Source organism: Faucicola sp. SE7633 (genome assembly GCF_059264685.1).
Map to the genome: position 1 here is coordinate 13,073 of NZ_JCADBW010000003.1, position 18,855 is coordinate 31,927.

At 51.8% G+C, this 18,855-nt stretch carries 16 protein-coding genes and 1 pseudogene; 7 read left to right on the forward strand and 10 right to left on the reverse strand.

The features are described from left to right. The first annotated feature begins 108 nt into the window (after positions 1-108). A complete protein-coding gene (locus tag AC5L4R_RS01735; RefSeq protein ID WP_494472081.1) occupies positions 109-1,227 on the forward strand; it encodes a metallophosphoesterase in 1,119 nt (372 codons plus the stop codon). Here AC5L4R_RS01735 and AC5L4R_RS01740 read toward each other — a convergent pair. After that, positions 1,224-1,799 carry a TetR/AcrR family transcriptional regulator gene (locus AC5L4R_RS01740; RefSeq protein ID WP_494472082.1) on the reverse strand — a complete coding sequence of 192 codons (576 nt, stop codon included), beginning with the start codon at positions 1,797-1,799 and terminating at the stop codon, positions 1,224-1,226. The two genes, AC5L4R_RS01735 and AC5L4R_RS01740, sit on opposite strands and share 4 nt — an antisense overlap. Positions 1,800-2,053: 254 nt before the next feature. Here AC5L4R_RS01740 and AC5L4R_RS01745 point away from each other — a divergent pair, with 254 nt between their 5' ends. Next, on the forward strand, positions 2,054-4,261 hold the full coding sequence (locus tag AC5L4R_RS01745) for a potassium transporter Kup (protein ID WP_494478024.1): 2,208 nt from the start codon (positions 2,054-2,056) through the stop codon (positions 4,259-4,261). On the opposite strand, the gene xseB is transcribed toward AC5L4R_RS01745, so the two are convergent. Beyond that, positions 4,258-4,473, reverse strand: a complete 216-nt coding sequence (xseB, locus tag AC5L4R_RS01750; protein WP_494472084.1) for an exodeoxyribonuclease VII small subunit — start codon at positions 4,471-4,473, stop codon at positions 4,258-4,260. The genes AC5L4R_RS01745 and xseB overlap by 4 nt on opposite strands. Positions 4,474-4,546: 73 nt before the next feature. Next, positions 4,547-6,016, reverse strand: coding sequence for an exodeoxyribonuclease VII large subunit (xseA, locus tag AC5L4R_RS01755; protein WP_494472085.1), 1,470 nt, complete (start codon positions 6,014-6,016; stop codon positions 4,547-4,549). Positions 6,017-6,113: 97 nt separating this feature from the next. On the opposite strand from xseA, the gene obgE reads away from it, so the two are divergent. Next, on the forward strand, positions 6,114-7,319 hold the full coding sequence (gene obgE / locus AC5L4R_RS01760; RefSeq protein WP_494472202.1) for a GTPase ObgE: 1,206 nt from the start codon (positions 6,114-6,116) through the stop codon (positions 7,317-7,319). Between the two features lie 110 nt (positions 7,320-7,429). On the opposite strand, the gene AC5L4R_RS01765 is transcribed toward obgE, so the two are convergent. From AC5L4R_RS01765 to queC, 5 genes are all read right to left on the reverse strand, one after another. Next, complete coding sequence (locus AC5L4R_RS01765) at positions 7,430-8,362, reverse strand: transaldolase (protein WP_494472086.1); 933 nt, start codon at positions 8,360-8,362, stop codon at positions 7,430-7,432. Between the two features lie 120 nt (positions 8,363-8,482). Beyond that, complete coding sequence (locus tag AC5L4R_RS01770) at positions 8,483-9,697, reverse strand: mechanosensitive ion channel family protein (protein WP_494472087.1); 1,215 nt, start codon at positions 9,695-9,697, stop codon at positions 8,483-8,485. Positions 9,698-9,735: 38 nt separating this feature from the next. Continuing rightward, positions 9,736-11,262, reverse strand: coding sequence for a dihydrolipoyl dehydrogenase (locus tag AC5L4R_RS01775; protein ID WP_494472088.1), 1,527 nt, complete (start codon positions 11,260-11,262; stop codon positions 9,736-9,738). Between the two features lie 94 nt (positions 11,263-11,356). Then, entirely contained in the window at positions 11,357-11,704 is a 348-nt protein-coding gene (locus AC5L4R_RS01780; RefSeq protein ID WP_494472089.1) for a hypothetical protein, read from the reverse strand. Positions 11,705-11,806: 102 nt separating this feature from the next. Beyond that, complete coding sequence (queC, locus tag AC5L4R_RS01785; RefSeq protein WP_494472090.1) at positions 11,807-12,550, reverse strand: 7-cyano-7-deazaguanine synthase QueC; 744 nt, start codon at positions 12,548-12,550, stop codon at positions 11,807-11,809. Between the two features lie 291 nt (positions 12,551-12,841). Here queC and AC5L4R_RS01790 point away from each other — a divergent pair, with 291 nt between their 5' ends. The 4 genes from AC5L4R_RS01790 to AC5L4R_RS01805 are packed head-to-tail and all read left to right on the forward strand — an operon-like array spanning position 12,842 to position 16,647. Continuing rightward, positions 12,842-13,990, forward strand: coding sequence for a sulfate ABC transporter substrate-binding protein (locus tag AC5L4R_RS01790; protein WP_494472091.1), 1,149 nt, complete (start codon positions 12,842-12,844; stop codon positions 13,988-13,990). A gap of 55 nt (positions 13,991-14,045) precedes the next feature. Continuing rightward, the gene (cysT, locus tag AC5L4R_RS01795; protein WP_494472092.1) at positions 14,046-14,951 is read left to right on the forward strand and encodes a sulfate ABC transporter permease subunit CysT; all 906 of its coding nucleotides are present in this window, start codon (positions 14,046-14,048) and stop codon (positions 14,949-14,951) included. Then, positions 14,951-15,910 carry a sulfate ABC transporter permease subunit CysW gene (gene cysW, locus AC5L4R_RS01800; protein ID WP_494472093.1) on the forward strand — a complete coding sequence of 320 codons (960 nt, stop codon included), beginning with the start codon at positions 14,951-14,953 and terminating at the stop codon, positions 15,908-15,910. The genes cysT and cysW overlap by 1 nt, the downstream gene beginning before the upstream one ends. Continuing rightward, positions 15,907-16,647 (forward strand): sulfate/molybdate ABC transporter ATP-binding protein, encoded by a 741-nt coding sequence (locus AC5L4R_RS01805; protein WP_494472094.1) that lies wholly within the window; start codon positions 15,907-15,909, stop codon positions 16,645-16,647. Before cysW ends, AC5L4R_RS01805 begins: the two co-directional genes overlap by 4 nt. A gap of 341 nt (positions 16,648-16,988) precedes the next feature. On the opposite strand, the pseudogene csrA reads toward AC5L4R_RS01805, so the two are convergent. Together csrA and AC5L4R_RS01815 are read right to left on the reverse strand one after the other, a co-directional pair. Then, positions 16,989-17,160, reverse strand: a pseudogene (gene csrA / locus AC5L4R_RS01810) (carbon storage regulator CsrA); the annotation flags it as partial. A 333-nt stretch (positions 17,161-17,493) separates the two neighbouring features. Beyond that, positions 17,494-18,777: an aspartate kinase gene (locus AC5L4R_RS01815; RefSeq protein WP_494472203.1), complete on the reverse strand. Its 1,284-nt coding sequence runs from the start codon at positions 18,775-18,777 to the stop codon at positions 17,494-17,496. Positions 18,778-18,855 lie beyond the last annotated feature (78 nt).

Sequence of the window (18,855 nt, forward strand, 5' to 3'; positions counted from 1 at the left end):
GGCCGTCTGACAAGGCAAATTGATGGGCGTAAGCTGCCAACTGCGATGGCTAAAAAACCGATTTTTTAAAAAGCGTGCAATAACAACCAGTTAATACAAGGATAAACAATGCGTTGGGTATTTTTGGCGGTGACGGTGCTACTGCTGGAGGGCTTGACCTATGGCGCGGCGCGCGGCGTGCAATGGGGGCTTTTGCCGTGGCTGACGGACAAAACCAGCCGCTATGTGTTGTGGACGCTGCTTGTGCTGAGCAATGTCTTGTTGGTGGCGGTGGTGGTGAAGTTTTCGGGTACGGGGCTTAAGGTGCTGATGAGTTGGCTAACCGTACTGTGGCTGTTTGCGCTGGCGATGTTGGCCACATGGCTGGTGCATTGGCTGGTTAGTAAACTGCTCTTGGCAAGCATCGATACAGGCGCGGCAAATTGGTATGCGCTTTGGGGCGTGCGTGGGCTATTGGCGGCAGTGTTTGGCGGTTTGGTCGGGCTTGGGGTGTATAATGCGTATGTGCCCGTGGTGCGCCATCTGACGCTACAAACCAACCAACCCTTGGCAAAGCCTCTGCGGCTTGGGCTTGTGTCAGATTTACACTTGGGGCGGCTGGTTGGCAACTATCACTTAACAAAATTGCAAGAAATTGTCAAACATGAGCGCATTGAGCTGCTGGTGATGGCAGGCGATATCATGGATGACAACACCGATGCATACAACGCGCACAATATGCAGCCAACGCTAAGCGCGCTTGTCCATGCCGTGCCGCTCGGCGTGTATGCCAGTCTTGGTAACCATGATATGTACGGGCATGAGGCGCAGATTCGTCGTGCTATTGAGGCGGCGGGTATTCATCTGCTCGCCGATAGCCGTGCACTGGTGGATAATCGGCTGTGGCTGGTCGGGCGGCTAGATGACCATGCCCAATACCGCAAGCCCACCGCCGAGCTGCTGCCGCCCAACAACCAGCAACCCATCGTACTAATTGACCACGAACCCAGCCAAATTGCGCAAAACGTGGTATTGCCGATTGACGTACAGCTATCAGGACACACGCACAACGGGCAGATTTTTCCTGCCAATTTTATCGTCAAAGCGATTTATCGATTGGCATATGGGCATGAGCGCATCAACGACACCGATGTCATCGTCAGCTCAGGCTATGGGCTGTGGGGCGTGCCGTTTCGCTTAGGCTCACAGTCTGAGGTATGGGTGATTGATTTGGTGGGCAAACACTAACAAATAATCTGCTCGGTTTTCATCCGCGCGGTGTCTAGCATGGTGAGTAAGTTTTGGCGCATGTCATCAACACTCATCTCAACATCGCACTCAAGCGTGTAAGTCAAGCTGCTTAGCACCATGTGCGCATAGCAGTGCCCTTGGTAGTCTAAATCACCTGCTTTGCCGTTGTATTCGGCGTATACAATGTAGTTGCGCCGAATCAGCGCGTACATGTCATCATACAAATGAACGGTCGGTGTTTTGATTTGCCACAATGCCAAAATCCGCGATTTTTGACTATAAATAAATTGCCAAAACCGTGCCAGCCAGTTGGCAAGGCTCTCTTGTGATGACAGCGTACAACGCTCAGCCAAAAACTGCTCATATACGGTGCGAAAACCTGCCACCATCGTCTCGGCAAGTGCGTCTTTGCTGGCATAATGCCGATAAAACGTTGAGCGGTTGATTTGCGCATCTTCTAAAATATCCTGCACAGTAATCGCCCGATATGGCTTTTCGGCAAGCAGTTTTAAAAACGCTTGCTCAATGTGCTGTTGGGTTTTGATGACGCGCAAGTCATTTTCATTCATCGTTTGGTTACCTATGGGCAAGTGAAGCGCGGCAAGCATCGGCTTACGGCGGCAAAATTTACCAAAAGTGAATAACTTATGCAATAGGGTGGGGGCTTTTGTGGTGTTATGCAACAGCGGCGGCAGATTTTATCAGAGCCAATTGATACCAAAATCTATAACGCAAGGCGTGAATAAACACAAGTTTTATTTAGGTTTTGGTAAAAATAGTTACAAAATAAAGTTGTCACGTAAGCTTGATAAACAGGCGTATAATGGCGCAAACATCGGACGTTGGCAGCTTTATGACCCACCCAAAAACCCCTTCCTTAGCTACATCTAGCAATTTATCCACCACAGCCAATACCCATGGTCATACATCACAATTTGCCTTGACCTTTGGCGCGATTGGCGTGGTATATGGTGATATTGGTACCAGTGTGCTGTACTCGGTCAAAGAAGTATTTTCCCATGGCGGTTTGGCGTGGACAACGGCGAATGTGTATGGCGTTTTTTCGCTGTTTATTTGGACGTTGATGATTATTGTCAGTCTAAAATATGTCACTTTGGTGCTACGCGCCGATAATCACGGTGAGGGCGGGCTGGTGGCGATGTTGGCACTGGCGATGAGTGCGATTCGTCAGCAGGCACAGTCGGCAAGCATGACCAAGCTATACGGTGTGATTATGCTGTTGGGGATTTTTGGCACGTGTTTGTTTTATGGTGACGGGGTGATTACGCCTGCTATTTCGGTGCTGTCGGCGGTCGAGGGGTTGGCGGTGGTATCACCGCATCTTGCGCCATGGGTCATGCCTTTGACGTTGGTGATTTTGTTCGCGCTGTTTTTTGTTCAACGTTTTGGCACGCAAGGCATCGGGCGGTTTTTTGCGCCGATCATGGTGCTGTGGTTTGCTGCTATTGCAGGCATTGGCGTGTATCACATTGCACACAATCCTGCAATTATCGCAGCTATCAATCCGCTGTATGCGCTTATGCTGATGACGCACGAGCCGTGGACGGTGTTTTTGATGCTCGGTGCGGTGGTGCTGTGTGTGACGGGTGGTGAGGCGTTGTATGCTGATATGGGTCATTTTGGCAAGCGTCCGATTCGGCTAGCGTGGTTTGGGCTTGTGCTGCCTGCGCTGGTGCTCAATTATTTGGGGCAAGGCGCGTTTTTGTTGGCAAACCCGACGGCGCGCGACAATCCGTTTTTTTTGATGATTCCTGAAACGCTGCGCGTGGGCATGGTGGTGCTGGCAACGCTTGCCACAGTGATTGCTTCGCAAGCGTTGATTTCTGGCGCGTTTAGTATCACCAAACAGGTGGTGCAGTTAGGTTTATTGCCGCGCTTGCGGATCGTTTATACCAATGCCAAATCGGCAGGACAAATTTATGTGCCTGCGGTGAATTGGGGATTGTTTGTGGCGATTGTACTGGCGGTGGCGTTGTTTAAAACCTCAAGTGCGTTGGCAGCAGCGTATGGCATCGCGGTGTGTACCGATATGCTGATTACGACGATTTTGACGTTTTTTGTCATTCGCTATGCGTGGCGTTATCCGTTGGCGTTGTGTGTCGCAGCGACGGCGTTTTTTGTCTGTATTGATGGGCTGTTTTGGGCATCAAATTTGCTTAAATTGCCTAAAGGCGGTTGGTTTCCACTGCTGCTAGGTGCAGGCATGTTTGTGCTTATGACCACTTGGCGCGATGGACGTGCGTTGCTTAGCCAAGCCCAACAACGCACCAGTGCTGATTTGCGCGAATACTTGGCGCAGCTTTATGGAGGGATTAAGGCAGCGCGTTTACAAAACGCCGTGCAGCAGCTGGATGCACGCATCAACAAGCTGGCGTTGATGCCTGCGTTTGCTGATAGTCCATTGAGCCGTGATTTGGATCGCCAATACCAACATTTACAAGAACAACGCGCGCGCTATCACAAATACCAACCGATTGCTGATATCAATATTGTTGAGGGCGTGGCGGTATTTTTGGTGGCAAAGCCCGATATCGTCCCGTTGGCACTCACACAAAATCTTAAGCACAACAAGGTCTTGCACCATTTTCAAGTGTTTGTGTGTGTCAAAACCCATGACGTGCCGTGGATTGGGCTTGCAAAGCGCAGCGAGGTGGTGTACTTGGGCAATAATTGTTGGCAGGTGCTGCTCAATTACGGCTTTAAAAATGACATCGATGTGCCTGCCGCGCTACGCCACGTGACAGCGTTTAATTTTAACCTTGCTGAACAGCCTGTGAGCTATTTTTTGTCGCAGATTGTGGTCAAAAACCCTGCACCCAAACACACGCCCAATCAGGCGCGCGCCAAGTCATCCCACCCAACTATCCACCCACCAGCCACGCCTGCTCCGATGGCACACTGGCGCAAAAGATTGTTTGCCCACCTGCAGCGCAACGCAGGCAACGCGGTGGAATACTTTAAACTGCCCAGCAACCAAGTGGTAGAGCTTGGCGTTAAGGTAGATATTTAAGCGTTGGTATCTTCATCATCAAACGCTTGATTGAGCGCGCGCTCAACCGCGTCAATGCGCGTTTGACAGACCTTGTAGGCGGCGATGGATTGCTCAACAATCGCCATCAGCTCATCGATGTTCGGCTGCTGGCTAGATTGCAGCTGTTGGGCGTTGGTTTTGAGTACATGGTAAGCGGTTTGAAAATCGGTTGGTGTGGTGGGTGTGCTCATGGTGTTTATCGTTAAAAAGGTTAAAAACTAAGTGGAAAATTGGCGCTGTACGCTGGTTTTGTCAATGGGCGGTTTATGGCTGGTTTAAAGCAACGTCATCAACCCTCACCGCCAGTTGCCCGTCTTGTAGCTGTAGCGTCAAGTTGGTATGCGCTGCGACGTGTTTGGCATGGGTGATGATATGCCCATCTGCTGTGCGCACAATGGCATAACCTTTTGCCAACACGTTGGCAGGGTGTTGGAGCAAAATCACCTCGCGCAACTGCTCGCTGTGCTGCTTGGCAAGGGCAAGCTGCTGATATGCGGCTTGTTTGAGCGTGTTGAAGGCAAAATCAAGCTGCTGACGGCTGTGCTGTAGTTGCTGACGGGCGGCGTGTTGGCTAGTCATTAACTGGTGTTGGCAGTCAGTTTTTGCCAGTTGCAGCTGCTGTGCGGCGGCGTGCTGAATTTGGACAAATGCCTGTTTTGCCGCTTGGGTGGTGGCGTACAGGTGTTGGGCAATGCCTGCAATGACCTTGGATGGGGTATCAAATCGCGTATGTGCCACCTCATCAAGCAGTACGCGGTCACGCTCATGCCCAATACCAACCCACACAGGCATCGGCTGTTCGGCGACCAACGCGGCAAGTTCATAATCATTTAAATATGCCAAATCACCAACCGCACCGCCACCGCGAATGATGACTAACAAATCAGGTGTAATACCTCGCGCTTGCAGTGCCTTACGCCCCGTGATGATGGCTTGGCGAATCTCACTGGGCGCGTGGTTACCCTGAAACGTGGCATGGGCATAGCTAAATTCACACGCGCCTGCCGCCATCAGACGGTCGGCATCGGCGCGAAAATCGCCCAAGCCTGCGGCGTTCTCAGGTGCGATGACCAACACATGCGTGATGTCAAACGGTATAGGCAAACTGGCATTGAGCGTCAATAAGCCCTCATTTTGTAAGCGGCTGAGCATAGCTTGGTATTGCTGCGCCAAATCGCCCAAGGTATATGTCGGGTCAATATCCAAAATCGTCACCGCAAAGCCGTATTGCGGATGAAAACTTGCCGATACCTTAAACAGCACGTTTAGGCCCTGTGCTAGGCTGCGCCCCGTTTGGCGTTCAAACTTGCCAAGCAAACGCTGCGCCTGTCCGCGCCATAAATTGCCGCGACAGCTGGCGGTGATTTTGCCGTTAGCGTCCTTGTCCGCCAGCTCAAAATAGTGGTGTCCGCCCTTGCTGCTGTGGCTGCGAATCTCCGCCTTGACCCACACGCTATGGGCGAAGGTTTCTTGAATCACCAGTTGCACAGCGGCCAGATAATCCGCCAATGACAGCGTGGTGTCTTGCATGGCGGCTTGTAGCTCGGCATCGGCTTGTGCCTGTGCCAATTCGGCATCAAGCTGCGCCCGCTGGCTGTCGCTCAAAGGCGTATCAGCAGCGGCGTGACTGGCGGCAAGGGTATCAAGTTGGCGTAAGATGCGATGATTGGTGGGCATGATGGCGATTGGCGTAAAATCAAAAAAATTTGGTAACCTACCGACCAATTGTAGCATTTCAGCCGCACCAAGGGGAAAGAAAAATTTTCCCTTTAACTGTAAAAATCCGCTAAAATAATGAATTTTATCAGTTTTAAAAAAGGAAGACGTGACAATGCGATTTATTGATGAAGCAATCGTAACAGTCAAAGCAGGCGACGGTGGCAACGGCATTGTCAGCTTTCGGCGAGAAAAATACGTGCCCAAAGGCGGCCCTGATGGCGGTGATGGCGGCAAGGGCGGTGATGTGTACGTCATCGCCGATGACAACACCAACACGCTGGTGGATTATCGTTTTACACGGCGTTTTGATGCCAAACGCGGCGAAAACGGTGGCAGCAAAAACTGCTCAGGGCGCGGCGCAGATGATATCTATTTGACCGTGCCGATTGGGACGACAGTGGTCGATGTGGAGACCGATAGCGTCATCGGTGATTTGACCGCAAAAGGCCAAACGCTATTGGTCGCCAAAGGTGGTGATGGTGGACTTGGCAACACGCATTTTAAATCCTCAACCAACCAAGCACCGCGTCGTGCCACGTCAGGTTTTGCAGGCGAGCTTAAACAATTAAAACTTGAGCTAAAAGTGGTTGCCGATGTCGGCTTAATTGGCTTGCCCAATGCAGGCAAATCAACGTTTATTCGACAAGTATCGGCAGCGCGTCCTAAAGTAGCAAACTATCCGTTTACCACGTTAGTGCCAAACTTGGGCGTGGTGGATGTCGGGCGGCATCGCTCGTTTGTCATGGCAGATATCCCCGGATTGATTGCAGGTGCGTCGCAAGGTGCTGGGCTGGGTATTCGGTTTTTAAAACACGTGGCGCGCACGCGGCGGTTGTTGCATTTGGTTGATGTGCAACCGATTGACGGCAGTGATCCTGTTGAGAATGCGCGCGTGATTTTGCATGAATTGGCCGCGTTTTCGCCCGAGTTGGCAGACTTGCCACAGATTTTGATTTTAAACAAAATCGACCAAGTCCCCGAACAAGAACGTGACGCGGTGCGCGCGCGTATCGTTGAGGGCTTAGACTGGCAAGGCGAGGTGTTTATGACCTCAACCTTGACGGGCGAGGGCGTGGACGCGGTGGTGTGGCATTTGATGAATGCCATTGAAGCTGAGCGTGAGCGCGAGCAAGAAGACCCCGACTATGCCGCCGCCCAACGCGCGCGCTTCTTACGCCTAGAAGCCGAGGTGCGCCAAAACAGCGAAGCACAAAAACAAGCCTACCGCGCGCAGCGTAAGGCGCAGCGCGAGGGCGTGCAAGTTGATGACTTGGATGACGACGATGACGGCGTGGAAGTGGTGTATGCGCCGTATTAAGGGCTAGAATCTGACCAAAAAAAGCCGCCTTCCAACGTGTGGGTAGGCGGCTTTTGCAGTTTGGTTCAGCAAATAATTTTAGCAAATAATAAAGTACCGCACCAACCCCATTACGCCAAGCTATTTAACAACTCAACCAACTGTTGCCGCGCTTTGACAAAGCCATCAATCCCTGCAGGCAGCAATTCATGAGTAATGGCATCATTGCTTAATTGTGTGTCAAAATCGGTCTGGGCAAGCGTCGCTTTGGCGATGGGGCCATGTGTCATGTCGGGCGATAACTGGCGTACGACGGGCGTATCCATATCGGCAAGCGCGTCGAGCAGCTCAGGCGAAATCGTTAGCAAGTCACAACCTGCCAACGCCAAAATTTGCTCAACACTGCGAAAGCTTGCGCCCATGATTTGGGTGGGGTAGCCGTGCTGTTTGAAATAATGATAAATCCGTTTGACCGATTGCACGCCTTTATCTTGTGCAATGGCGATATGCTCAGCGTGTTCGGCGCGTTTTTGCCAGTCCAAAATCCGCCCAACAAACGGTGAAATCAACGTCACCCCGGCATCGGCACACGCTTGTGCTTGTGCCAAACCAAAAATCAGCGTCACGTTACAAGCGATGTTTTGCTGCTCAAGCTGACGCGCAGCTTGGATGCCTTGCCATGTGCCAGCAATTTTAATCAAAATCCGTGACGTATCCACGCCGACCTTGGCATACGCGTCAATAAACCGCAACGCTTGTTGTACGGTCGCGTCGGTGTCATAGGACAGGCTGGCATCGACCTCAGTGGAGACGCGCCCATCAATTAATGCCAAAATCTGCTTGCCCAAATCCACGGTCAAATCATTGATGACCGCATCCACGTCGCCACGGTGGCGGGCAAGCGCGGCGCGTAGCTGTGGTTGCATGTCAGCGTGTGACAAGGCTTTGGTGATGAGGCTTGGATTGGTGGTGGCATCCACAGGTTTTAGCCGCGCAATCGCTTGCAAATCGCCTGTATCGGCAACCACGGTGGTCATTTGTTTAAGTTGTTGTAAGCTGTTCATTAAAAATCCAAATTTTGTTAAGTGTTGGCATAGGTTGAGCTTTTTTAATTTGTCTTAGCAATATACCGTGATTTTATGTGTTTGCCAATGGTTTTTAGCACCTATAAATAGCCCAAACAACTATTTGTCCAAAACCCTGCCAAAAGCGTTTGGCGACGACTCAACCCTGCGCCAGTTTTTAAGCTGCGCCAGTTGAATGACCGACTTGGCAGGTAAGGCGGTTTTTAGCTGACGTGGGCGCAGATTGGGCTGGGGGGCTAGCAGCTGCATGTGTGGGTAGGGCGTGGCAATGCCAGCATCGTCAAACGCGTGTTTGATTTTTTCGCGTAGCTGCTCTTTGAGCACGGGCAGGCGCGCCACTTGCGGCGGCGCAACCCAAAACCGCACGATAAAATACACCCCAAAATCGCCGATGTGATCAACCGTGACCAATGGCGCAGGGCGTGGGCTTAAAGCGTCCTCGTGGGTGAGTACCGCCATCATCACCGCACGCGCCGCTTCGATGTCCTGCTCAAGCGCAATCCGCACTTCAATGTCAAAACGTATGAGGTTTTTAGACGTTAGATTCACCACCACCGATGAGGCGACCGACGAATTTGGCACGATCACAGTGATATTATCACGCGTCAAAATCTTGGTCGTGCGCAATGCGATTTCAACGACTTTACCTTCATTGTCGTTGATTTTAATCCAATCGCCGACTTGAAATGACTGCTCAATTAAAATATTAATGCCTGAGATAAAGTTTGCCAGCGTCGATTGGGCGGCAAAACCCACCGCAATCCCTGCAATCCCCAAACCTGCCACCACAGACACGATGTCAAAACCAAACTGCGCCATGACGCTTGCCAGCCATAGTACGATAATCAGTACCGACAGCAGGTTGTGTAGCAGTTGTTTGATAGAGGCGTTTAAGCCATAATCTTTGAGCATTTGTTGCATGATATAGCCAAGGTTATACCACAACAAATAAAACAGTACCGACCAAATGCCTGCCTTGACACTGGCTTTGATGGTATCGGGGTCTACGCTAAGCTGGCTCATCACCGCAAGCACACTGGAGAACAGCCACAGCAGCCGCGCAAATAGCCGCCACGAGGAAAAATAACGGCTTTTTTTACCCGTCCAGCGGTTGTGCTTGATGGCATACACCGTCAGCCAGTATAGCAGCCCAAGCACGCCAAGCAAAATCGCCACTTTAATCGTCGTTGCCGCGATGCGCTTGGCTTGCCATGTCCAGTTGAGTGCTTCATCCTCCAGCGAGCCGCCCAATGCCAGATAAAAATCATAGTACAAATCGCGAAAAATTTGGCGAAAAAACTGGCGTGCCGACATACCCCGACCTTTGGCTAGCGCATTGGTTTAGTGTCGGCTTAGCGTAACATGGGATTGAGGCGTGGTAAAGCGGCGTTTTTTGCCTCAGGGTCATGCGCGGCAGCTGTGTCTGTGTCTGAGTCTGCGTCGGCATCGTCAGCCATGGCTAAACATTGCTTAACGATATCACGCAATGCCGTGCGCACGCCCTCGATGATGGTGGGGTGATAAAACGGCATGGTCAAAAGTTCAGCGGCACTCAAGCCCTGCATAATGGCAAGCGCGAGGATATGCGCCAAATATTCGCCATCGGGAGCAACCATACATGCGCCAAGCAATTTACCGTCACTGCGGTCGGCATAAAGGTGTAGCGCACCTTGATTCACGCCCATCACGCGGCTACGCCCTTGGTTGGCAAAGCTGACATGGCCTGTGACAAAATCCGTATCGCTGTCTTTTAGCTGTTGGTAGGTTTGTCCAACTTGGGCAATATTGGGCAAGCAAAACACCACCGACAGCGGTACGGGCAGATCGCGGATGTTGTCGTCGGTGCTTGAGCAGTCTTTAGCCAGCATGCCTGCCTGTGTGCCCTCAATATTGGCAATATGCAGCAGCGGAAAATGTCCGCTGGCATCACCGACGACAAACACGCGGCGTTCTTTGATTTGCCCTGTGGCAGGGTCAAGGTCTTTGGGGTAGCCCTTGTCATCCAAGGCAATGCCGAGGTGACCTACGCCAAGTGATTCTAACTTAGCATGTCGTCCGATGGCGGCTAGCAAATAATCGGCAGCAAAGGTTTGGCGGTTGCCATCGTCATCGGTGTAGTGTACACGCACGCCGCTAGCCGTGGCGGCTACGTCATCAATCGTCGCGTTGAGTGTCATGTCCACGGTCGTAGCTAGGCTGTCAATCGCTGCGGCATTGATGGCATCATCGTGTAAGCCGCCAAGCGTGGCATCGCGGTTAAACAGCCGCACACGCACACCAAGCATACTAAACGCCTGCGCCAACTCTAGCCCAATCGCACCTGCGCCCACCACAGCCAATGACTTGGGCAAATCGGGCAAATCAAACACCGTGTCTGATGTCAAAAGCCGATCGCCCAAGGCATCCGCCCAGCCATCGGGCACTGACGGCGTTGAGCCTGTGGCGATAATCAGCGTATCTGCTGCGATGATGTCAGCATTGACCGCCAACAAGGCTTTATCATCCTCACTTTTGCCGATGATGTGTGCTGTACCGCTGATTTTTTGGTCATCTGCCCAGCCATCAACGGTGGTTTGCACATAGCTGGCAAGCCGCGCGCGCTCGCGTTGCACACGCTGCATGACGGCTTTGCCATCGACATGCACCGCCGTGCTGATACCAAATTCATCGGTGGTGCGCGCATGATGCGCGCGTTCTGCCGCGGCTAGCAGCAATTTACTGGGCATACACCCTGCGTCAATGCAAGTCGTCGTCCAGCTGCCTGCATTGATGATCACCACGTCTTTGCCACATTTTTTGACTTGGTGAAACGCACTTTGCCCTGCTGTGCCTGCGCCAATGATGGCGACATCAACCGTGCGAGTGGGGGTATGCGGCATAGTTTTTCCTGACTTCATCTGGCTCAATACACACGTTGGTTAAGGAAAAAAGACGACAAGGCGCAGTCTTTTTTCCTTGTTACTTTTTTGGGTATTAGCGTTTGTCGGTGGTGGGACGGTTGAATTTGATACCATCACCGCAAGCTTTCATGCGTAGGCTGATGGTTTGAAACGTTTTGTTTTGGCGCACGTCTTTGCCGCTTTGAACCCACTCATCGAGCTCATTTTTTTGCGCTTGGGTGATTTTGGCTTGCTCATCTAGCACGCAGGTGCAAAACCGTCTGGCAGACTTGCTGTCGGTGATATTGCGCTCAGTCATTTGGCTGGCGCAGGCATTGACTTGCTGGGCATTGGCGGCGTACGCGCCCGTGTTGACCAGCAGCGCGACGGGTAACGCAGCAACGCTTAGCGCGGTGCGAAGGTTAAACAACGGTGTTTTCATAGTGTTCCTCAAACAGATTGTTGCGCGGTGGTGGTTTAGCGCCATGCTATCAACCACGATGCGGCCAAAATATGACCCATCCACCCATGCGCACGCATAGCGTTAGCCTACCCGATAGCGCGTGGGATCGTCTATTTCAGCTTGTAAAAAACCTTGCTGGCGTAGCACACAACTGTCGCATACGCCGCACGCGCGTCCCTCATCATCGGCTTGATAACACGACACCGTCAAGCTATAGTCTACACCAAGCGACGTGCCAAGGCGAATGATATCGGCTTTACTCAACTGCAACAAAGGCGTGGCAATGGTTAAAGTCTGCCCAAGTCGCCCTGCTTTGGTGGCAAGGTTTGCCATGTGGTTAAACGCGGCGATGTAGTCAGGGCGGCAGTCAGGGTAGCCTGAATAATCCACCGCATTTACCCCAATGACAATCGTGCGCGCGTGCGTCACTTCAGCCACTGCCAACGCATACGCCAAAAAAATCGTGTTGCGCGCAGGCACATACGTGCTGGGAATGGCGTGGTCGTCATGCTGCTTGGTGAAGTCATGCGCATGCCCCGTCGGCACATCCATGGATGGGTCGGTCAGCGCCGAGCCGCGCAACTGTGCCAAATCAATGTTGATAATCCGATGATTGACTTGGGCGCGTTTGGCAATGCGCTTGGCAGCAGCCAGCTCGCTGTTATGGCGTTGCCCATAGTCAAAGCTGACCGCGGTGACATGATCAAAATGCGCCTTTGCCCAGTACAAACACGTCACCGAATCAAGCCCACCCGACAACAGCACCACAGCGTTGTTGGGTGATAAAGCTGAATCGGGGGAGGAGGTGGGATGGTTGAGTGACATAATCTTAACGCTTGAATAAATACACAAAAATAAGCCTATTATAAGCCATTTGGACGCCATTTTTTGAAATTTATTGTGCGCATGGTGCAGGCTAAGACAGCAATATCAGTGCAAACCAAACACTAAACCGCCTAACAACGCGGCTTAAATATGCCGTTTGGTCATAACAATGCGGTGATTTATCATAGCCAAATAACGACGAACCTTGTTAGAATAGCGCGCTTAATCGTGGCGTTTACGATGGATTGCAAGCGCGTCATGGCTGATTAATTACTCATGAAAGGGGGTGCTATGTCATCAGCGGTTTTGTCATTGAAACAATTTACCCAGTCAAATACCATCAAATGGTCGGCGCTTGGCGCATTGACGTTGGCGGCGGCGATTGGCTGTGCGCGCGCACCCACCCAACAGGCGGACAGTGCCAATGCCGATGCCAACACCAACAACAACGCAGCCCATACCGCTGCCAATGGTGATATCAAATTGCTCAACGTATCATACGATGTGGCGCGCGATTTTTATAAAGACTATAACCCCAAGTTTGTGCAAGCATACGCCCAAACCCACAATGGCGCAAAAATTGACATTCAGCAGTCGCATGGTGGGTCAAGCAAACAAGCATTGGCGGTGGCAAATGGTTTACAAGCCGATGTCGTCAGCATGAACCAAGGCTCAGATATTGAACTGCTGGCAAAAAAAGGCTTGGTGGCCAATGACTGGCAGCAGCAATTTCCCAACCATGCCGTGCCTTATACCAGTGCGGTGGTGTTTTTGGTGCGTCAAGGCAACCCCAAGCACATCCAAGACTGGACAGATTTGACCAAATCGGGCGTGCAAATCGTCTTGGCCAATCCCAAAACCACAGGCAACGGGCGTTATGCATTTTTGGGCGCGTATGGCTACGGCTTACACCAGTTCAATAACGACGATGCCAAAGCGCAAAACTTTGTCAAGCAGCTGCTTAAAAACGTGCCTGTGTATGAAAACGGTGGACGGGCGGCAACGACCACGTTTTTGCAACGTCAAATCGGTGACGTGTTGGTGACGTTTGAAAACGAGGCCAACCTTGCCAGCAAGCAATTTGGGCAAGGGCAGGTTGAGATTGTTTACCCAAGCTACACGGTGGCAGCAGAAAACCCCGTCGCCATTGTCAAAACTGTAACCGACAAAAAAGGCACGACCGAAGCGGCAAAAGCGTATTTGGACTACCTGTGGAGCGAGCCTGCCCAGCAGTTGGCAGCGGATTTGTACCTGCGCCCCAGTGATGCCAACGTGCTGGCAAACAATGCGGACAAACTGCCTGCGCTCAACACCTTTAGCCCCAATGCCGTATTTGGCAGTTGGGATGACATCATGGGCAAATACTTTAAAGACGGTGGCGTGTTTGACCAGTTGGCTGACCCAAACAGCACCACAACGCCTGCTGATAACAAAAAATAACGTTGCTGGCATTTTAATCCTTCATCCATCAACCAACAAAAGGTAAATTTGACGTATGGCAAGTCCGCCTCACGCCCGCGAATCCGCGCCGCCCACGACGGCTAAGCCGCGTGTGGATATCAAAACGCTGCCCAAAAATAAAAAACGCCACATCATGCCGTTTTTTAATCTCAGTTTGGGTATCAGCGTGTTGGCGTTGTCATTGCTTGTGCTGTTGCCGTTTGTCGCGATGGTGCTGACGGCGGCGGATGGTGGATTGGCAGGTTTTTGGCAGACCATCACCGAACCGCGCGTACAAGCAGCGATAGGCCTGACGCTCAAGGTGTCGCTATTGGCGACTTTGACCAATTTGGTGTTTGGTACGTTGGTGGCGTGGGTGCTGGTGCGCTATGATTTTTTTGGTAAATCGCTGCTCAATGCGTTGGTGGATTTGCCATTTGCCCTACCAACGGCGGTGATGGGGATTTCGCTGGCGACGTTGTACGCGCCAAATGGCTTGCTTGGCCGTTGGTTTGCGCCGTTTGGTATCAAGATTGCTTTTACCCCGATTGGTATTTGGTTGGCGTTGGTGGTGGTGAGTTTGCCGTTTGTGGTGCGTGCGGTGCAGCCTGTGTTGGCAGAGCTGTCGGTTGAATACGAAGAAGCCGCCGCTGTGCTGGGTGCAAACCGTTTGACCACGGTGCGCCGCGTGGTACTGCCTGAATTATACCCGGCCTTGCTGATGGGGGCAGGCATGATGTTTGCCCGTGCCACGGGCGAGTACGGCTCGGTGATTTTTATTGCAGGTAATTTGCCGATGAAGTCAGAGATTTTGCCGCTGATTATCATTGGGAAATTAGAAAGCTTTGATGTCACGGGCGCGGCGGCAGTGGCACTGTTTATGTTATTGATTTCATTCGTGATTTTATTTACCATCAATGCCGTGCAATGGTGGCTAACGCGACGTGGCGGAGGCGTGTGATGATTGGCGGACAAGATTACCCGTACCAAAACGCGCCTGCGACCAAAGAGCCTGCGTGGCTGCGCTGGTTATTGATTGGCATTGCCGTGCTGTTTATGACGGTTATGCTGGTGATTCCGCTGGCCGCGGTGTTTTATGAAGCGCTCAAAGGCGGCTGGCAATTGTACATTACCGCGCTGACCGATAGCGAAGCGTTGGCGGCAATTCGCTTGACCTTGCTAACAGCGGCGATTGTCGTGCCGATTAATACCGTGATTGGTATTGCATTGGCTTGGCTTTTGACGCGGTTTGATTTTCGCGGTAAGCAGTTTTTGACGACGTTGTTGGACTTGCCGTTTTCGGTCTCGCCTGTGGTAGCAGGTTTGATGTTTGTGTCACTGCTGGGGGCTAACACGTGGCTTGGCGGTTGGTTGGAATACTTTGGTTTTCAAGTGATTTTTGCCATTCCAGGCATCGTGCTGGCGACGCTGTTTGTCACGTTTCCGTTTGTGGCACGTGAGGTGATTCCGCTCATGCAGTCACAGGGTGCAAGCGAGGAGCAGGCGGCTTTGACGCTTGGAGCGTCGGGCTGGCAGATGTTTTGGCGCGTGACCTTGCCGAATATCAAGTGGGCACTGCTGTACGGTATTATTTTGACCAATGCGCGCGCGATGGGAGAATTTGGCGCGGTCAGTGTGGTGTCGGGGCATATCCGCGGCGAAACCAACACCATGCCGCTATTGGTTGAAATCGCTTACAATGAATATAACATGGTGGCGGCGTTTGCCTTATCAAGCCTGCTTGCGCTGTTGGCACTGGTAACGCTGATTATCCAACAGCTTTTAACCCGCTATCAAGCCAATAAACAACAAGGTGAGGCGGTGCAAGAGGATATAGATTTTGAGCCGCTGCCGACCGCGCCCAGCGCCTACCGCCGCCTGACCACCGACCAACTTAACAAGGATGACCCCACGCCATGAGCATTGAAATTCGTGATGTCAGCAAGCAGTTTGGGCAATTTACCGCCTTGCATCCGCTGAATTTGACCGTACCCACGGGCAAATTGACCTCGCTGCTTGGGCCATCTGGCTGCGGAAAAACCACGTTGCTGCGTATCATTGCAGGGCTAGAGCTTGCCGATACGGGACGGATTTTGTTTGACGGTGTGGATGTCACCGATGTACCCGTGCAAAAGCGGCATATCGGTTTTATGTTTCAGCAGTATGCGCTGTTTCGCCACATGACGGTGTATGACAACATCGCGTTTGGCCTGACCGTCATGCCCAAAAACCAACGCCCGAGCCAAGCGGACATTGACAAAAAAGTCAAACACTTGTTGGAGCTGGTGCAGCTACCGCAAACTGCCAACAAATACCCACATCAGCTATCGGGGGGGCAGCGTCAGCGCATTGCGTTGGCGCGTGCGTTGGCGGTTGAGCCCAAGTTATTGCTGCTTGATGAGCCATTTGGCGCGTTGGATGCCAAGGTGCGTAAGTCACTGCGCGGTTGGTTGCGTGCGATTCACCATGAGCTGGGTATTACCAGTATTTTGGTCACCCATGACCAAGACGAAGCGGCAGAATTGTCTGATGAAATCGTTGTCATGAACCATGGTGAAATCGTGCAAGTGGGGGATTATCAGCAACTGATTCGTAACCCTGCCAATGCGTTTGTCGCCGATTTTTTGCAAGAGGCGCAAATCGAATACATGATTTAAGCCAACACTTGGTCAGTTCATTAACCAAAAAAGCCGCTTGCACCCCAAAGATACAAGCGGCTTTTTAACAGCGGGTGGGCAGATTTAGCGGTTATAAAAATCGTCATCAAACGGATTGAAGTTTGGGTTAAAATTGCCTTGATTACCAAAGCGTTGATTTTCCAAGTGGTTTAAATCGCCATTGCCGTGGGGTGCGCGTTCGCGCCGCTCATAGCCTGCTTGATCGTCAAAACGTGAATAGTTGCCTTGATAGCCGCGTTCAGAATTGCCATAGCGTTCTTGCGGCTGCTGGGTATAATCGCGCTCATAAGCACCGCCATCGTACGCGCTATCGCCTTCAAAGCCAGTACGCTCATGCAAAATACGCTGATAAATCTCTTCACGGTGTACAGCAATGTCCTTGGGCGCATTGACACCCAAACGCACTTGATTGCCTTTGACACCCAACACGGTGACACTGACTTCATCACCAATCATTAAAGTTTCGCCAACACGGCGGGTTAAAATTAACATGCGTCACGCTCCTTATGTCGCCTGATTAGCAGACGGGCTGCTACGGTGACTGGCGCGTTTGCTAACGCGCCTTATCATTATTTACCCAATGTCGCCAAATCGCACGCCCTCATTCACGCTGCGTAAGCATTGCGATTTGCCCAAATCGCACGGTATTTATCAAGCAAGCTTAAATGGTGCAAAAAATTGGTCTGATTTGGCAGCAGCATAAAACAATCCACCGCCAAAACCAATTAATGTTGGCACTGGCGGTGTCGTGGTTGCATGGTTTGGCACAAACGCCATACCTGCTTAGCCCTTTAATCGGGGCATCTGGCAAAATTACAAGGCGGATTACAAGCCAGCGACCTTGCTTTCACCGTTGTCGCGGTCAAGCCCAAACGCGGTGTGCAATGCCTTGACGGCTTTTTCAAGCTGCTGCTCTTGAATAACCACGGAGATTTTGATTTCACTGGTTGAAATCATCTGAATATTGATGTTGTTTTCTGCCAAGGTTTGGAACATCTGGCTAGCCACGCCTGCGTGTGAGCGCATACCCACACCCACCAGTGACACCTTGACCACTTTATTATCACCAACAATTTCTTTACCGCCGATTTCTGCCAAATGCGCCTGCAAAATCTGCATGGCTTTGTCATAATCACCGCGATTGACAGTAAAGCTAAAGTCTGTGCTACCGTTGCTTGATAGATTTTGCAAAATCATGTCGATTTCGATGTTGGCTTGGCTGACGGGGCTGATAATCGCTGAGGCAATACCGGGGCGATCAGCAACGCCGCGCACAACGATTTTGGCTTCGTCACGGTTAAAGGCAATCCCTGAGATAATCGGCTGTTCCATCGTGTCTCCCTCGTCGGTGGTGATAAGCGTGCCCACCGTTTGTCTAAATGTGTCATCAAAGCTGCCATCAACGTCTTCATCAAAACTTGACAGCACACGCAGCGGCACTTGGTATTTGCCAGCAAATTCAACCGCGCGAATTTGCAGCACTTTTGAACCAAGACTTGCCATTTCTAGCATTTCTTCAAAGGTGATTTTTGCCAGTTTTTTGGCTTTGGGGGTGACGCGTGGGTCAGTGGTGTACACGCCATCCACATCGGTATAGATTTGGCATTCATCCGCCGACAACGCCGCGGCCAATGCCACGCCCGTAGTGTCTGAGCCACCGCGCCCCAAGGTGTTGATATCACCGTGGTCGTCGATACCCTGAAAACCTGCTACCACCACCACCGTGTCGGCATCAAGCGCGCTACGGATTTGGCTGTCATCAATGTGCTGGATACGCGCTTTGGTGTGGCTGTTGTCGGTGCGAATCGCCACCTGGCCGCCCGTCATGGACTTGGCATTTACGCCCAAGTCTTTTAATGCCATGGCCAGCAGTGCAATCGATACCTGCTCACCCGTTGAGACCATTTGGTCGTATTCACGGGGGTCGGGCTGGGTGCTGACTTGTTTGGCAAGATCAATTAAGCGGTTGGTCTCACCGCTCATCGCTGACACCACCACCACAATTTGGTGCCCGTGGTCATGCCAACGTTTGACACGCTGCGCAACGTTTTTAATGCGCTCTACGCTTCCCATCGACGTGCCGCCGTATTTTTGCACGATTAACGCCATAGCTCCCCCAATCTCAAAATCTTGCTTAAAACCCCATGCCCCGTCGCCCAAGCGCGCCAACAGCACAGAAAAGTGCAC

What these genes read in the sequence shown, in the direction of transcription:
- cysT (WP_494472092.1), top strand. Translation starts at nt 14,046, where the DNA reads ATGGCAAGTCCGCCTCACGCCCGCGAATCCGCGCCGCCCACGACGGCT.
- AC5L4R_RS01745 (WP_494478024.1), top strand. Translation starts at nt 2,054, where the DNA reads ATGGCGCAAACATCGGACGTTGGCAGCTTTATGACCCACCCAAAAACC.
- AC5L4R_RS01775 (WP_494472088.1), bottom strand. Translation starts at nt 11,262, where the DNA reads ATGCCGCATACCCCCACTCGCACGGTTGATGTCGCCATCATTGGCGCA.
- cysW (WP_494472093.1), top strand. Translation starts at nt 14,951, where the DNA reads ATGATTGGCGGACAAGATTACCCGTACCAAAACGCGCCTGCGACCAAA.
- AC5L4R_RS01805 (WP_494472094.1), top strand. Translation starts at nt 15,907, where the DNA reads ATGAGCATTGAAATTCGTGATGTCAGCAAGCAGTTTGGGCAATTTACC.
- AC5L4R_RS01815 (WP_494472203.1), bottom strand. Translation starts at nt 18,777, where the DNA reads ATGGCGTTAATCGTGCAAAAATACGGCGGCACGTCGATGGGAAGCGTA.
- xseB (WP_494472084.1), bottom strand. Translation starts at nt 4,473, where the DNA reads ATGAGCACACCCACCACACCAACCGATTTTCAAACCGCTTACCATGTA.
- AC5L4R_RS01735 (WP_494472081.1), top strand. Translation starts at nt 109, where the DNA reads ATGCGTTGGGTATTTTTGGCGGTGACGGTGCTACTGCTGGAGGGCTTG.
- AC5L4R_RS01740 (WP_494472082.1), bottom strand. Translation starts at nt 1,799, where the DNA reads ATGAATGAAAATGACTTGCGCGTCATCAAAACCCAACAGCACATTGAG.
- AC5L4R_RS01780 (WP_494472089.1), bottom strand. Translation starts at nt 11,704, where the DNA reads ATGAAAACACCGTTGTTTAACCTTCGCACCGCGCTAAGCGTTGCTGCG.
- AC5L4R_RS01790 (WP_494472091.1), top strand. Translation starts at nt 12,842, where the DNA reads ATGTCATCAGCGGTTTTGTCATTGAAACAATTTACCCAGTCAAATACC.
- AC5L4R_RS01770 (WP_494472087.1), bottom strand. Translation starts at nt 9,697, where the DNA reads ATGTCGGCACGCCAGTTTTTTCGCCAAATTTTTCGCGATTTGTACTAT.
- xseA (WP_494472085.1), bottom strand. Translation starts at nt 6,016, where the DNA reads ATGCTACAATTGGTCGGTAGGTTACCAAATTTTTTTGATTTTACGCCA.
- queC (WP_494472090.1), bottom strand. Translation starts at nt 12,550, where the DNA reads ATGTCACTCAACCATCCCACCTCCTCCCCCGATTCAGCTTTATCACCC.
- AC5L4R_RS01765 (WP_494472086.1), bottom strand. Translation starts at nt 8,362, where the DNA reads ATGAACAGCTTACAACAACTTAAACAAATGACCACCGTGGTTGCCGAT.
- obgE (WP_494472202.1), top strand. Translation starts at nt 6,114, where the DNA reads ATGCGATTTATTGATGAAGCAATCGTAACAGTCAAAGCAGGCGACGGT.